Below are 14,152 nucleotides of genomic sequence, written 5' to 3'. Positions count from 1 at the left end.
AAGAGGGCAGAACAGGCAACAAAAACCATCAGCAACAAAAAAGCCCCCGGACAACCACTCATCCGGGGGCTTTTTCATATCGCGCGAAACCTGATTACTTCTTCAGGCCGTAATGCTCATCGAGCATGCCCGGCGCGTTCGGGGCTTTTGGAGCGTAGTCGCGAGGCGGTTCCTGATTGCGCGGTGGCGTCAGGCGCTCCCGTGGGGCTGCTGCTGCGTCGGCGTGCAGCGAGGCCAGCAGGCGTTGGCGGGTCTGCTCGTCCAGGGCCAGGCGGTTGGCACCCTCGGCGAGATGATCCTGCACTTCCTGATAGCTCTGAGTCAGTTTCTTGACCAGGGTTGCAGTGCTGTTGAAGTGGGTGACCACCTCGTTCTGATAACTGTCGAAACGTTCCTGAATGTCATCCAGCTGACGTTGTGTGCTGCTCGGCGCGGCGTTCGGCACCAGGCGAGCGATCAGGAATCCAACGGCGACACCCACAACCAGGGCAAGAGTCGGCAACAACCAAACTAAGAGCGAGTGTTCCACGAGTCCTTCCTCTATAAACGGCTTTGCTTTACGTTAACGGCTCGAACCTGCGCTGTATACCGCGATTCGCTCGCAATACACTCGCACAGACAATTTGCTAGACGAGTCGACCCGATTCGAGGTCACGGAGTTCCTTCCTTGCTTATGCGCGAAACCCCTGTAGTGATTGATGGCCCGGTCGGTCAACTGGAAGCTCTGTACTTAAATAACGAGAGCTTGAACAACGAAGCGCCTCGCGGCATCGCGCTGATCTGCCACCCGAACCCGGTGCAGGGCGGCACCATGCTCAACAAAGTGGTCTCGACCCTGCAGCGCACTGCGCGCGATGCCGGTTTGATTACCTTGCGTTTCAATTACCGTGGCGTCGGAGCCAGCGAAGGCACGCACGACATGGGCACCGGCGAAGTCGACGATGCTCAGGCGGCGGCCGAATGGTTGCGGGCCGAACATCCGGATTTGCCGCTGACGCTGTTCGGTTTCTCCTTCGGCGGTTTTGTTGCAGCCAGTCTCGGCGGGCGCCTGGAAGCGAAGGGCGAACAGCTCAAGCATTTGTTCATGGTCGCGCCAGCGGTGATGCGCCTCGGCGATCAAGACCCACTGCCGCAGCGAGGCGAGTTGACCCTGATCCAACCGGAAACCGACGAAGTCATCGACCCGCAAGCCGTCTACGACTGGTCCTCGAAACTCGAGCGTCCCCATGAGCTGCTGAAAGTGGCAGAATGCGGACACTTTTTTCATGGCAAGCTGACCGATCTCAAGGATCTGATCCTGCCGCGTCTTTCGAATTGATTGCAGTCTGACAAGCGATTACCCATGACGACTCGTACCCGTATCCTCACCGGCATCACCACCACCGGCACGCCGCACCTGGGCAACTACGCCGGCGCCATCCGCCCGGCGATCCTTGCCAGCCGCGACAGCAATGCCGATTCGTTCTACTTCCTGGCCGACTACCACGCCCTGATCAAATGCGATGACCCGCTGCGCATCCAGCGCTCGCGTCTGGAAATCGCCGCGACCTGGCTGGCCGGTGGCCTGGATGTGGACCGCGTGACGTTCTATCGCCAGTCCGACATCCCGGAAATCCCCGAGCTGACCTGGCTGCTGACCTGCGTTGCCGCCAAGGGTTTGCTCAACCGCGCCCACGCCTACAAGGCCTCGGTGGACAAGAACGTCGAAACCGGCGAAGACCCGGATGCCGGCATCACCATGGGCCTGTACAGCTACCCGGTGCTGATGGCCGCGGACATTCTGATGTTCAACGCCCACAAGGTACCGGTCGGTCGTGACCAGATCCAGCACGTGGAAATGGCCCGCGACATCGGCCAGCGCTTCAACCACCTGTTTGGCCAGGGCAAGGAGTTCTTCACCATGCCCGAGGCGCTGATCGAAGAAAGCGTCGCCACGCTGCCAGGCCTCGACGGTCGCAAGATGTCGAAAAGCTACGACAACACCATCCCGTTGTTCAGCAGCGCCAAAGAGATGAAAGACGCAATCTCGCGGATCGTCACCGACTCCCGTGCACCTGGCGAAGCGAAAGATCCAGACAATTCGCACCTGTTCACCTTGTTCCAGGCCTTCGCCACCCCGGCGCAGTCCGACGAGTTCCGCAGCGAATTGTTGCAGGGGTTGGGTTGGGGCGAGGCGAAGAACCGCCTGTTCCAGCTGCTCGACAGCGAGTTGGGCGAGTCCCGCGATCGATATTACAAGCTGATTGAGCGGCCGGCAGACCTCGAAGACATCCTGCAAATCGGCGCCAAAAAGGCCCGTGCCGTGGCCACGCCGTTCCTCCACGAACTGCGCGAAGCGGTTGGCCTGCGTTCTTTTGTTGCTCAGACCCAAGTCGCGGCAACCACTAAAAAGAAAGCCGCGAAAGCCGCGCGTTTTGTCAGCTTCCGCGAAGACGATGGCAGCTTCCGCTTCCGTCTGCTGGCGGCCGATGGCGAGCAACTGCTGCTGTCGCGCAACTTCGCCGACGGTAAAACCGCCGGTCAGGTGACCAAGCAACTGCAAGCGGGCCAGCCATTGGACGTGCGCAGCGAAGACTTGAGCTTCAGTGTCTGGCTGGAAGGCGAGTGCGTTGCCGATAGCCCGGCCTTCGCCGACATTACTGCTCGCGACGTCGCCATCGACGCCCTGCGGATTGCGCTGACGCCGGTTCAGGAATAATCAACGGCTCGGCCCGACTAAGGGCTGATTGCCATTCCCACGGGCCGTCGCTACAGTGACGGCCCGTTTTTGTTGCCTTGCTAACGAATTATGACGCCCCTAGAACGATATCAAGCTGATCTGAAACGCCCGGAATTCTTCCATGACGCCGCGCAGGAAACCGCCGTGCGCCATTTGCAGCGCCTGTACGACGATCTGGTCGCAGCCTCGCAGAACAAACCGGGCCTGCTCGGCAAACTGTTTGGCAAGAAAGACCTGGCGCCGGTCAAGGGCCTGTACTTCTGGGGTGGCGTGGGGCGCGGCAAGACCTACCTGGTCGACACCTTCTTCGAAGCGTTGCCGTTCAAGGAAAAGACCCGCACTCACTTCCACCGCTTCATGAAGCGCGTGCACGAAGAGATGAAGACCCTCGGTGGCGAGAAAAACCCGCTGACCATCATCGCCAAGCGCTTCTCCGACGAGTCGCGAGTGATCTGTTTCGATGAGTTCTTCGTCTCCGACATTACCGACGCGATGATCCTCGGTACGTTGATGGAAGAGCTGTTCAAGAACGGCGTGACCCTGGTCGCGACCTCGAACATCGTTCCGGACGGCCTGTACAAGGACGGCCTGCAACGCGCACGCTTCCTGCCGGCCATTGCGCTGATCAAGCAGAACACCGAGATCGTCAACGTCGACAGTGGCGTCGATTATCGTCTGCGTCATCTCGAGCAAGCGGAGCTGTTCCACTTCCCGCTCGACGAAGCATCCCACGAAAGCCTGCGCAAGAGCTTCCGCGCGCTGACGCCGGAATGCACGGCAGCAGTCGAAAACGACGTACTTATGATCGAGAATCGCGAAATCCGCGCGTTGCGCACCTGCGATGACGTGGCCTGGTTCGACTTCCGCGAACTCTGCGACGGTCCGCGCAGCCAGAACGATTACATCGAACTGGGCAAGATCTTCCACGCCGTGTTGCTCAGCGGTGTCGAGCAGATGAGCGTCACCACCGACGACATCGCCCGACGCTTTATCAACATGGTCGACGAGTTCTACGACCGTAACGTGAAGCTGATCATTTCCGCCGAAGTCGAGCTCAAGGATCTCTACACCGGCGGTCGCCTGAACTTCGAGTTCCAGCGCACCCTCAGCCGTTTGCTGGAAATGCAGTCCCACGAATTCCTGTCTCGGGCGCACAAGCCGTAGGCGAATTCGGAAAACAAAAAGGGCCTGCAAAATACGCAGGCCCTTTTTTGTGCACCGAAGAAATCTGGTCTACCAAGGCCCTTGTGGGAGCGAGCCTGCTCGCGAAAGCGGACTGTCATTCAACAATGAAGTTGACTGAACCACCGCTTTCACGAGCAGGTTCGCTCCCACAGGGGGTGTGTGTCAGGTTTCCAAAAGGTGGCTCGTCAACTGCTCCTGTTGCTGGCAACCCACCAGCAACCACAACAGGATTCTGGCTTTGCGCGGACACAGACACCCCGCCATCAAAGCGCCTCTGCGCGTCAGGTCAATCTCGCCACCCTTGAAACCATACGTTGAGCGAGCGGTGGAGCCCGAACCCGTCCGGGTGGCAACGATCACTGGAATCTTCTGAGCGATTGTTTCGATCCCGTCAGCCCAGCTCTCGGAAACATGCCCAGCACCGAAACCCGCGATCACCATTCCGTCATAGCCCAGCGCCAGGATACTTTCCAATAACAGGCTGTCGGCAGATAGCGATGCCTCCAGAAGCGCAATCCTTTGTGTGGTTTGAAAGGGTAATGGCAGGACTTTGCGCAGCGGCGCCGGGCGTAGATAGCGAACAGTGTCCTCAACCAGCAGGCCCACAGGACCCACGATAGGAGAAGAAAACGCCTGCAAGGCCAATGAGGCGGTCTTGCGCACGGCGCTTGCCGAGTGAATCTGCCCGCTCATGACCACTTGGACACCGCGCGAACGGCTACTACACGCCAGCGCCACCCGACAGGCATCCAGCAAATTTGCCGGACCATCAGCCCCGGCCTGGCCTGCCGAACGCATTGCGCCCGTCAGGACCAGCGGAGCGTCGTGGTCCCACAGATAGTCAAAAAATGTGGCGGTTTCTTCCAGCGTGTCTGTGCCCTGAATGATGACGACACCTGCGGCGCCTTGCTTGATCTGGAAATTCGCCCAGGAAAGCACGCTCAGCAGAAACTCGAAATCCAGCGAGGCACTGGGCAGCAGTCCGAGCGTTTCAATGGTCACCTCGGCCAGCAACGTCAATTCCGGAACGGATGCCAGCAGCGTTTCGCCACTGACTGTCGGGATAACGCCTTCATCGGCGTTTCTGGCTTGCATGCTCACAGTACCGCCAAGTGCGGCTATGGCCAGTTTGGGCAAGTCCATGTGATACCTCGCTTGAGTGTGAAGAAGTCGGCTGTACCCCGTTCGAGGTACAGCCGAATGGCGACGTGGGTCAGTTGGCAATCAGGAAACCGATAAACGGAATGATCAGCAGCGTGCTGATGGCCATCGACAGCACATTGCCGATGAAGCCATGCATGTCGGGCGGCAACCGTTTGGCAATCGCGCAGGCCAGGGGTGGTGCAATCAAGGCGCCGAGCAGTGCGCTCATGACGATGACCTGCCAGCTGCCGCCGTACGTCAGAACCGCCGCCGGCACCACGGACACCAACGGAACGTAGGTGGGATACCAGCCAAGCGACATCCATTGTCGACGCCAGATCACCACGCCCAATGCTGAAGTCAGCGCCTGCGCAGCGATCAGTTGTGGCAGCAAGGCCGAGCCGTAAACCGGACTCAACGGATTCAGCGTGAACGCCAGCAGAGCACCCAGTATCAGACCAAGGCTGGCCCATTCGTTGCCATAGAACGGCGCTTCCGAAAAGTCAGCCAACACCCGGCGCAGGCTCCAGACGACACCATAGTCCGGTGCTTTGGTGATGGCGGTTTCGGGCGCTGGACTGGACGGCTTCTCACAGGCGTCGGATTTCACCAGGCTCGGCAGGTAACGACACAACAGAAAGGCAAACACGCTGGCGACCGCCATGCCCGAGACATTGCCAATCACCACTGGCAATTCCAGTGGGTTGCACACGTAATTGACCATCAGCAAACACATCGGCGTAACGAGTACCGCACCCAGGATTGCGCCGTTGATCGTGACCTTCCAGCCTCTGCCGAACATCAACACCATGGCCGCCGGCAATGAAACGAATGCGGCAAACGTCGGTTGCCAACTGTCGGCAGCCACCGTCCAGCCCCAAAGCAGATTGCTTAGCACCAGCCCAAGTAACGAACTGGTCACCAGCCACGGCCACAATCCGCTGCCGTATGAGATGGCAAAGCCTTGCCAGGCTTTCCCGGTGCGGTTGGCCCGGTAGGCCAGATACGCGCCCGCCAACAACCCGATGGAGGCGAACTCGTGTTTGTAGAACGCGACCTCGCTGATGTCCCCCAGCACCCAGCGCAGCCACGCGCTCGGTTCGGGGAGGTTCAAAAGCAGATGACGATAGTCGGGCCAATGGGCGGCCCAAGTAGAGCGGTGAGTGAATGACAGCCAGATGATCAGCAATGCCGTGCCGAGCATCAGCAAGAGGATGGCGATGTCCAGTGATGATCTGGCGGTGAGACGATCAGGCAGGTTTTTTTCAGTGGTGGATTCCATCGGTCATGCCCCCTTATCAGCGCGGCAGACAAGGGTGCTGGGTGTAACCGAGCATCTGATCGTAGAGATCGGCTCGACGATCGCGATGCAGATCGTTCAAGTCGTTCCAGATCGGCGCACTGCGGGAACTGGTCAGGTCGATGTCAGCGAACAGGATCTCCTGTTTGTCTGCCGAAGCCACCGCGCCAATCGGCCAGCCGTTGGTGCCGGCGATCAGCGAGCAACCCAGGTAACGCGCGCCTCGCTCTTCGCCAATCCGGCTGGCCGCCGCGATAAACACATTGTTTACGTGGGCCGCTGTCATCGTCAGGTAGGACGCCATGCACTTGCCGGCCTCGTCGAAGAGTGGCGGCGGTGTCCAGACCCAGTTGTTCAGGCTGCAAATGATGTCGGCGCCTTGCTGGCTGAGAATTCGCGGCACTTCCGGAAACCAGATGTCCCAGCAGATCAACAAACCGATACGGCCGATCGGTGTATCGAAAACCGGAAAGCCCAGATCGCCGGGGGTAAACCAGAGTTTCTCCAGGTTCCACAAATGAGCTTTTCGGTACTTGCCGATAAAGCCGTCAGGCCCGACCAGAACGCCGGTGTTGAAGAGGCGCATGCCGTCGCGCTCGGTCAGGCCGGCTACAAGATAAACGTTGTGTTGTCGTGCAAAGTCCATCCACAGCTGCACGCTCGGCCCGTCGGGAACGGACTCCGCATGGGCAAAGGCATCCTGGCGATTGCTGAAAAAATAGCCGGTATTGGAAAGCTCGGGCAGGACGATAAGATTCGCTCCGCCGTTTACCGCTTCCAGGGCTAATTCCAGGCTGCAACGCAGGTTATCTGCGCATTTCTCGGTGCCCACTTGCGGGTCGAATTGCACGACTGCTACACGAACAGGGCTTGTTGGATCGCTCATTACCGATGACCTCTTTTTTATTGTTATTCACGCCGTTGAATTGCGTGTTTATTAAGAGTTGAAACCGCAGAGGGGCGAAAGTCGGCGGCTTCCGGTACGGCTGTAGTCCGTTTCCGAAGATGGGGTGAGTGAGGGTTGATCGGTTCGCCAGGGGAGGCGCAGGGTGAGAGCCAATGCACCGGGTGCATGGCTCTGGAATGGGGCTGTCAGGCTTTCAGTCGGTAGTGCGGATAGTCATTCATGGAGAAACCACCATTGAAGGTCGCGGCGGTTTTGTTGCAAATATGAATGACGGCATCGACGGCCCCTCGAAAGCAGGGCTCCGTCCAGCCAGCATCGACAGAAAATGATTCACCGGAAAAATACAGGCCGGAGATGTGCGCGAAATCCCGGTTGTATTTCATCAGGCTCACGGCATCGTAGTAGGTGCCCGGCCGGTATAACTTTGCACAACCCAGCGCGTTTTTATCGGTCATCCAGCGTTGGACGACGGCTTGTTCAAGGCCAATGTACGGTGAGATTTTCTGCTGAATATTGGTGCAGTTCATGAGGATGCGATCCAGTTCCTCGGCGCACTTGGCCACCAGTTCCTTGTCGCTGTAGGAGGCAAGCTTGGTGGCATCGTCCTCCCATGTGTAACTCAGCAAAATGCAGTCGTAGCTGTAGTGATCGTTGTAGCGGTAGGTGTAGACGTCATGGATGAAACTGTCGGTGACGATGGCTTGCGGGATGCTGAAATTTTCCGAAAGAAATGATTTTTTCAACGGTGCGAAGACCTTGCAACTGGTTTCCCAGTGCGCGGTTTTATAGGCATTGATGGTGTCGAAGGGCAGCATTTCCTCGGTGAAATTTTCGAGCTTGATGCGCGTTTCAATCAGCCAGGAGGGTAGGGTCATGATGACTGAGTCGAAGTCTTCAAAGTGCTCCTGGGTGAACTCGGGTTGGCTGCATTTCCAATTGAAGTAAACCCGGATTTTCTGATTGGTCAGTTTTTTGAGTCCGGTCACTGAGGAGTCGGTCAGGAGGCCGGTATTTGTTTCGCGGCTGTGTTCGTAGACGGACTTTCCGGTTTCTTCGATTTTCATGAACAACAGGCATTCGTCCAAAGCGGCGAGCCCGATGTAGCGGGGTCTGTCGAAACTGAGCCCGGCGCAATCATGAACAGCTTCGCTGTGCAGGCAGGGTGAGGGCAGCGGATCGCCCTTTGCATCCACCCGACCGTGGATCAGTTGCAACCGGCTACTGAATCCGAAGATGGCTGTGCGCAGCGGGTAAAGGCAGCAGACGTCGTAGAACGCACCCCAGCTGCCGTCACCGATGCCGATCGCGTAGAAAATCGCGGACTCTTCTGCGGACATTCCCAAACCGCCAAAGTCCCCGGGCGAGCGTTCATCCAAGGCTTCCAGTGTCGGCATTCGGACCAGGTCTCGGAACGAAACGCTCTCGTATTTTTCGACGATGGCGCCCCATATGGCTTCCCATTCCTGGCTGGCGTACACCTGTGCAACGTGCAGGGTCATGCGATCGGAAAAGGCTTTCCACTTGGCGTAGACCTTTTGCAGATCTTCACCTGGAGGTGGAGTCACGCCATCGACGTTGGTCCATATCAACATGTGCGGCGTCGGCCCGCCGTCCAGGCGGCCCTCTCGAAGATAAATTCCGGTCGAACGGACCCATTGGCTACCGGGGTTGGGGAAATCCGAAAACGCCAGATCAAATGCCTTGGTGTAGTAGGCCATCAGCGATCGGCCTTCTGTCGGCGACTCGTCCGCCCGGTTGAAGAAGGGCATGCGCATGGCACCCATTTCAAACGGGGTATGGCTTTGTGTGGAGTGTGGGCTTCCGGCAACGGTCAGGTGCCTGCCGCCGATGCGCGTGGATTGTTCGATGAGGGAGATATGGGTGAAGCCGCAGCGATACAGTTCTCTGGCCGCAGTCAGTCCGGTGACTCCGGCGCCGATGATACAAATCCTGTGCTGCGGATCAGTTGCCCTGGCGATGCCGTTTTCCTGTTCACCAGTGCTCTATAGTCGAAGCACAAATCGGGTGGGTTGGGGAAACGGGCGGCCCACTTTCTTTTCTCCGAGTGCTTTTTTGGGGCATTTTCCTGGGGCAGGTATGGCGGGTAGTCGTAGCTTGATCCGATAGTCACTGATGATCTTCCCTGAAGGTGTTTGCAGGGAAGATGTTGCGGTTCCGGGCGATCGGCGCCTAGCCGTCAAACTGGGCTCGCGGGTACTCTTCATTCGTTTTTTATCGTGGGAAAAAAGACCTGCATGGCAGGTCTTTTTACTCGGCAGTAAACGGGTTACGCCGCTTGTTGAAACTGCTGCCGATACTGATTCGGCGACAGCTCGGTGTGCTGGCGGAACAGCCGCGCGAAGAAGCTCGCATCGTCATATCCGACCTCATAGCTGATGGTCTTGATGCTTTTGCGACTGCCGGACAGCAAGCCCTTTGCCGTTTCAATGCGCAGGCGTTGCAGGTAATGCAGCGGCTTGTCGCCGGTGGCGGTCTGGAAGCGGCGCATGAAGTTGCGGATGCTCATGCCGTGCTCGCGCGCGACGTCTTCGAAGCGGAACTTGTCGGCGAAATGTTCTTCGAGCCAGTGCTGTATCTGCAGGATGATCACGTCCTGGTGCAGCTTCTGCCCGCCGAAACCGATGCGTCCCGGCGAATAGCTGCGCTGCACTTCATAGAGAATGTCGCGGGCCACGGCCTGGGCCACGTTGGCGCCGCAGAAGCGCTCGATCAGGTAGATGTAAAGATCGCACGCCGAGGTCGTGCCGCCGGCGCAATACAGGTTGTCGGCGTCGGTCAGGTGCTTGTCCTGATTGAGGTGAACCCTCGGGAAACGCTCGGCAAAGGCGTTGAAGAAACGCCAGTAGGTGGTCGCTTCCTTACCATCGAGCAGCCCGGCTTCGGCGAGCCAGAACACCCCCGTGGCCTCACCGCAGAGTACCGCGCCGCGAGCATGTTGCTGGCGCAGCCACGGCAGGATCTGTGGATAACGTTGGCAAAGGGTTTCGAAATCGTCCCAGAACGCCGGGAGGATGATGACGTCAGCATTTTCCAGACCGCCGTCCACCGGCATGATCACATCGCTGAAGCTGTTCACCGGTTTGCCGTCGGGACTGACCAGCCGCGTTTCGAACGCCGGTGTCAGGCCCTGGCCCAGCTGTTTGCCGTAGCGCAGGCTGGCCAGGTGAAAGAAATCCTTGGCTTGCATAAGGGTGGAAGCGAACACCCGGTCGATAGCCAGGATGCTGACGCGCCGCAAGGGCGTGGAGACTTGGTTAGACATAATTCAACTTTATTCTTATAGGGGAAAGTGGTCACCGGACGGCTGGATCGTCTTATTTTTTGTCTGATGTGTCCAGTGTCCTGTATCGGATGCGGGGCTTAGTCTCTGAAGGTCAATTCTTTCTAACAATAACGACAGGTGTCGCATGATCCCCAGAACCTTGTTCAGTCCCGAGCACGAACTTTTTCGCGACAGTGTGCGAACGTTCCTCGAAAAAGAGGCCGTGCCGTTTCATGCTCAATGGGAGAAGCAAGGCTATATCGACCGCCAACTCTGGAACAAGGCGGGGGAGGCAGGAATGCTCTGTTCGCACCTGCCGGAAGAATACGGTGGGCTGGGTGCAGACTTTCTCTACAGTGCGGTGGTGATCGAAGAGGTGGGACGTCTGGGGCTGACCGGCATCGGTTTTTCCCTTCATTCCGACATCGTCGCACCGTACATCCTGCATTACGGCAGTGAAACGCTGAAACACAAATACCTGCCGAAACTGGTGTCTGGCGAGATGGTCACTGCGATTGCCATGACCGAGCCAGGTGCGGGTTCTGACCTGCAAGGTGTGAAAACCACGGCGGTGCTCGATGGCGACGAATACGTGATCAACGGTTCGAAGACCTTTATCACCAACGGCTATCTCGCGGACCTGGTGATTGTCGTGGCCAAGACTGATCCGAAGGCGGGCGCGAAGGGCACGAGTCTGTTTCTGGTTGAGGCGAACACGCCTGGCTTCGCCAAGGGCAAGCGCCTGGAAAAAGTCGGCATGAAGGCGCAGGACACCTCGGAGCTGTTCTTCCAGGATGTTCGTGTGCCGAAAGAAAACCTGCTGGGGCAGGCCGGGATGGGTTTTGCGTATCTGATGCAGGAATTGCCGCAGGAGCGTCTGACGGTCGCTGTTGGCGGATTGGCATCAGCTGAGGCTGCGCTGCAATGGACGCTGGAATACACCCGCGAGCGCAAGGCGTTCGGCAAGGCGATTGCCGACTTCCAGAACACCCGTTTCAAGCTGGCGGAAATGGCGACTGAAATTCAGATTGGCCGGGTCTTCGTCGATCGCTGTCTGGAGTTGCACCTGCAAGGTAAACTCGATGTGCCGACGGCGGCGATGGCCAAGTATTGGGGCACGGACCTGCAGTGCAAGGTGCTCGACGAGTGCGTGCAGTTGCATGGCGGCTACGGGTTCATGTGGGAATACCCGATCGCCCGGGCGTGGGCGGATGCGCGGGTGCAGCGGATTTATGCCGGCACCAATGAAATCATGAAGGAGATTATTGCCAGATCATTGTAGGGACGAGCTTGCTCGCGAAGGTCGTCAACGATAACGCTGAAAGCCTGTTACCCCGCGGCGCCCTCAGGTTTATCGCGAGCAAGCTCGCTCCTACAAGTGCGGGTTATGGCGCCGGATTCGGGTGATCCTTGTGAATCGCCTCAATCCCCGCCAACACTTCATCGGAAAGTTTCAGCTCGAAGCTGGCAATGTTGCTATCCAGCTGTTCCAGTGTCGTCGCGCCGATGATGTTGCTGGTCACGAACGGCTGCTGCGTCACGAACGCCAGCGCCATTTGCGCCGGATCCAGGCCGTGCTCACGGGCCAGAGCCACATAACGGCTGCACGCTGCTTCCGACTGCGGATTGAAATAGCGGCTGAAGCGGCTGTAGAGGCTCAGGCGACCCTTCGGCGGACGCGCGCCACCTTCGTACTTGCCCGACAGAAAACCGAACGCCAGCGGCGAATAGGCCAGTAGGCCGCACTGTTCGCGGATGGCGATTTCCGCCAGGCCGACTTCGAAGCTGCGGTTGAGCAGGTTGTAGGGGTTCTGGATCGATACAGCGCGCGGCCAGCCACGGGCTTCGGCCAGCGCCAGGAAACGCATGGTGCCCCACGGTGTTTCGTTGGACAGGCCGATGTGACGGATCTTGCCAGCCTTGACCTGTTCGTCCAGTGCTTCGAGGGTGTCCTCGAGTGGCGTCAGGTTGGCTTCGATTTTGTGTTTGTAACCCAGTTGACCGAAGAAGTTGGTGCTGCGCTCCGGCCAGTGCAACTGATAGAGATCGATGTAATCGGTTTGCAGGCGCTTGAGGCTCGCATCCACCGCTTCGGTGATGTGCTGGCGGTTGTGGCGCAGGTTTTTGTCGCGGATGTAGTCGATGGTGTTGCCGGGGCCGGCGATCTTGCTGGCCAGGATCCAGTCGGCACGATCGCCGCGGCTTTTGAAGTAATTGCCGAGGTAGCGCTCGGTGATGGCGTAGGTATCGGCCTTCGGCGGCACCGGGTACATCTCTGCGGTGTCGATGAAATTGATCCCGGCGCTTTTGGCCCGTTCAATCTGTGCGAAGGCTTCAGCCTCGCTGTTTTGCTCGCCCCAGGTCATGGTTCCGAGGCAGATGGCGCTCACGTTCAGATTGGTTCGGCCTAGCTGGCGATAGTCCATCGGGTGCTCCTTGGGCAAAACAATCATAAAAGCAGGTTGAAATATTTTTCGCAATCTGCATAATTGCGCACCTCTTTCTGCAGTGGAAGTGATGCGCCGCCGCCGAAGAATCTTGCCGTTGAACGGACGCGCCGACCCGAGCCCCCGAAAGCGTCTGTATCCGGCTGCCTTTGACTTGTCAAAGTACGCACTATTCAGTAAGATCCGCCGTCTAATTTACAGGGCGGCCCCTGAGGCTATAAAGAATGAAAACTTTTACTGCTAAACCGGAAACAGTACAGCGCGACTGGTTTGTCGTCGACGCTGCAGGTCAGACCCTGGGTCGTCTGGCCACCGAAATCGCGAGCCGTCTGCGTGGCAAGCATAAAGCTGAGTACACTCCTCACGTTGACACCGGCGATTACATCGTCGTTATCAATGCCGAGCAGATTCGTGTAACCGGTGCTAAAACCACCGACAAAATCTACTACTCCCACTCCGGTTTCCCGGGCGGCATCAAGTCGATCAACTTCGAAAAGCTGATCGCTAAAGCCCCTGAGCGCGTGATCGAGACCGCGGTCAAAGGCATGCTGCCTAAGAACCCGCTGGGTCGCGACATGTATCGTAAGCTGAAAGTCTATGCGGGCGCTGTACACCCTCATACTGCTCAGCAGCCCCAAGAACTGAAGTTTTAACGGAATAGTTCATTATGTCGGCGACTCAAAATTACGGCACTGGCCGTCGCAAGACCGCAACCGCACGCGTTTTCCTGCGTCCGGGTACTGGTAACATCTCCATCAACAACCGTTCGCTGGATAATTTCTTCGGCCGCGAAACTGCCCGCATGGTAGTTCGTCAGCCGCTGGAATTGACTGAGACTGTCGAGAAGTTCGACATCTACGTCACCGTGATTGGTGGTGGTGTAAGTGGTCAAGCTGGCGCAATCCGCCACGGTATCACTCGCGCACTGATGCAGTACGACGAAACCCTGCGTGGCGCTCTGCGCAAAGCTGGCTTCGTTACTCGCGATGCTCGTGAAGTTGAACGTAAGAAAGTCGGTCTGCGTAAAGCGCGTAAGCGTCCGCAGTACTCGAAGCGTTAATTCGCTTTCTCGTTCAAAAAGAACGCCCAGTATCCTCACGGAGCTGGGCGTTTTTTTATGGGCGCGATTTATCAAAGAATTGCTCTGTGACAACTTGCCACAGCCGTA

At 58.0% G+C, this 14,152-nt stretch carries 12 protein-coding genes and 2 pseudogenes; 7 read left to right on the top strand and 7 right to left on the bottom strand.

Annotation, left to right across the window (positions count from 1 at the left end):
* Window positions 1–94: 94 nt before the first annotated feature.
* Entirely contained in the window at window positions 95–529 is a 435-nt protein-coding gene (locus ACA066_RS24010) for a Z-ring associated ZapG family protein (protein ID WP_214378584.1), read from the bottom strand.
* 144 nt (window positions 530–673) lie between these two features.
* Here ACA066_RS24010 and ACA066_RS24005 point away from each other — a divergent pair, with 144 nt between their 5' ends.
* From ACA066_RS24005 to zapE, 3 genes are all read left to right on the top strand, one after another.
* Window positions 674–1,318 carry an alpha/beta hydrolase gene (locus ACA066_RS24005; protein ID WP_497696898.1) on the top strand — a complete coding sequence of 215 codons (645 nt, stop codon included), beginning with the start codon at window positions 674–676 and terminating at the stop codon, window positions 1,316–1,318.
* 24 nt (window positions 1,319–1,342) lie between these two features.
* Window positions 1,343–2,698: a tryptophan--tRNA ligase gene (locus ACA066_RS24000; RefSeq protein ID WP_497696897.1), complete on the top strand. Its 1,356-nt coding sequence runs from the start codon at window positions 1,343–1,345 to the stop codon at window positions 2,696–2,698.
* A gap of 90 nt (window positions 2,699–2,788) precedes the next feature.
* Window positions 2,789–3,883, top strand: a complete 1,095-nt coding sequence (gene zapE / locus ACA066_RS23995; RefSeq protein WP_497696896.1) for a cell division protein ZapE — start codon at window positions 2,789–2,791, stop codon at window positions 3,881–3,883.
* A 183-nt stretch (window positions 3,884–4,066) separates the two neighbouring features.
* On the opposite strand, the gene ACA066_RS23990 is transcribed toward zapE, so the two are convergent.
* The 5 genes and pseudogenes from ACA066_RS23990 to ACA066_RS23970 all read right to left on the bottom strand — a co-directional run bounded on the left by ACA066_RS23990 (window position 4,067) and on the right by ACA066_RS23970 (window position 10,438).
* Window positions 4,067–5,047 (bottom strand): asparaginase, encoded by a 981-nt coding sequence (locus tag ACA066_RS23990; RefSeq protein WP_497696895.1) that lies wholly within the window; start codon window positions 5,045–5,047, stop codon window positions 4,067–4,069.
* 70 nt (window positions 5,048–5,117) lie between these two features.
* Window positions 5,118–6,329 (bottom strand): hypothetical protein, encoded by a 1,212-nt coding sequence (locus ACA066_RS23985; protein ID WP_497696894.1) that lies wholly within the window; start codon window positions 6,327–6,329, stop codon window positions 5,118–5,120.
* 16 nt (window positions 6,330–6,345) lie between these two features.
* Window positions 6,346–7,233: a nitrilase family protein gene (locus tag ACA066_RS23980; protein ID WP_497696893.1), complete on the bottom strand. Its 888-nt coding sequence runs from the start codon at window positions 7,231–7,233 to the stop codon at window positions 6,346–6,348.
* A gap of 206 nt (window positions 7,234–7,439) precedes the next feature.
* Window positions 7,440–9,385, bottom strand: a pseudogene (locus tag ACA066_RS23975) (flavin monoamine oxidase family protein).
* 156 nt (window positions 9,386–9,541) lie between these two features.
* Entirely contained in the window at window positions 9,542–10,438 is an 897-nt protein-coding gene (locus ACA066_RS23970) for a GlxA family transcriptional regulator (RefSeq protein ID WP_497699949.1), read from the bottom strand.
* A gap of 244 nt (window positions 10,439–10,682) precedes the next feature.
* On the opposite strand from ACA066_RS23970, the gene ACA066_RS23965 reads away from it, so the two are divergent.
* Both ACA066_RS23965 and ACA066_RS23960 read left to right on the top strand, forming a co-directional pair.
* On the top strand, window positions 10,683–11,819 hold the full coding sequence (locus tag ACA066_RS23965; RefSeq protein WP_084320466.1) for an acyl-CoA dehydrogenase family protein: 1,137 nt from the start codon (window positions 10,683–10,685) through the stop codon (window positions 11,817–11,819).
* Between the two features lie 8 nt (window positions 11,820–11,827).
* Window positions 11,828–11,914 (top strand): annotated as a pseudogene (locus ACA066_RS23960) (outer membrane lipoprotein carrier protein LolA); the annotation flags it as partial.
* A gap of 8 nt (window positions 11,915–11,922) precedes the next feature.
* Here the strand turns inward: ACA066_RS23960 and ACA066_RS23955 are convergent.
* On the bottom strand, window positions 11,923–12,963 hold the full coding sequence (locus ACA066_RS23955) for an NADP(H)-dependent aldo-keto reductase (RefSeq protein WP_497696892.1): 1,041 nt from the start codon (window positions 12,961–12,963) through the stop codon (window positions 11,923–11,925).
* Between the two features lie 245 nt (window positions 12,964–13,208).
* Between ACA066_RS23955 and rplM the strand changes: the two genes are divergently transcribed.
* On the top strand, window positions 13,209–13,637 hold the full coding sequence (gene rplM, locus ACA066_RS23950) for a 50S ribosomal protein L13 (RefSeq protein WP_007905295.1): 429 nt from the start codon (window positions 13,209–13,211) through the stop codon (window positions 13,635–13,637).
* A gap of 14 nt (window positions 13,638–13,651) precedes the next feature.
* Complete coding sequence (rpsI, locus tag ACA066_RS23945) at window positions 13,652–14,044, top strand: 30S ribosomal protein S9 (RefSeq protein ID WP_002555064.1); 393 nt, start codon at window positions 13,652–13,654, stop codon at window positions 14,042–14,044.
* Window positions 14,045–14,152 lie beyond the last annotated feature (108 nt).

This window comes from Pseudomonas sp. LBUM1651, from assembly GCF_059716135.1.
This window is presented reverse-complemented; position numbering and strand designations above follow the sequence as displayed.

Excerpts from the sequence above, each read along its gene's own strand:
- rpsI (WP_002555064.1), top strand. The coding sequence starts at position 13,652 with ATGTCGGCGACTCAAAATTACGGCACTGGCCGTCGCAAGACCGCAACC.
- ACA066_RS23990 (WP_497696895.1), bottom strand. The coding sequence starts at position 5,047 with ATGGACTTGCCCAAACTGGCCATAGCCGCACTTGGCGGTACTGTGAGC.
- ACA066_RS23955 (WP_497696892.1), bottom strand. The coding sequence starts at position 12,963 with ATGGACTATCGCCAGCTAGGCCGAACCAATCTGAACGTGAGCGCCATC.
- rplM (WP_007905295.1), top strand. The coding sequence starts at position 13,209 with ATGAAAACTTTTACTGCTAAACCGGAAACAGTACAGCGCGACTGGTTT.
- zapE (WP_497696896.1), top strand. The coding sequence starts at position 2,789 with ATGACGCCCCTAGAACGATATCAAGCTGATCTGAAACGCCCGGAATTC.
- ACA066_RS24000 (WP_497696897.1), top strand. The coding sequence starts at position 1,343 with ATGACGACTCGTACCCGTATCCTCACCGGCATCACCACCACCGGCACG.
- ACA066_RS23985 (WP_497696894.1), bottom strand. The coding sequence starts at position 6,329 with ATGGAATCCACCACTGAAAAAAACCTGCCTGATCGTCTCACCGCCAGA.
- ACA066_RS23980 (WP_497696893.1), bottom strand. The coding sequence starts at position 7,233 with ATGAGCGATCCAACAAGCCCTGTTCGTGTAGCAGTCGTGCAATTCGAC.
- ACA066_RS23965 (WP_084320466.1), top strand. The coding sequence starts at position 10,683 with ATGATCCCCAGAACCTTGTTCAGTCCCGAGCACGAACTTTTTCGCGAC.
- ACA066_RS24005 (WP_497696898.1), top strand. The coding sequence starts at position 674 with ATGCGCGAAACCCCTGTAGTGATTGATGGCCCGGTCGGTCAACTGGAA.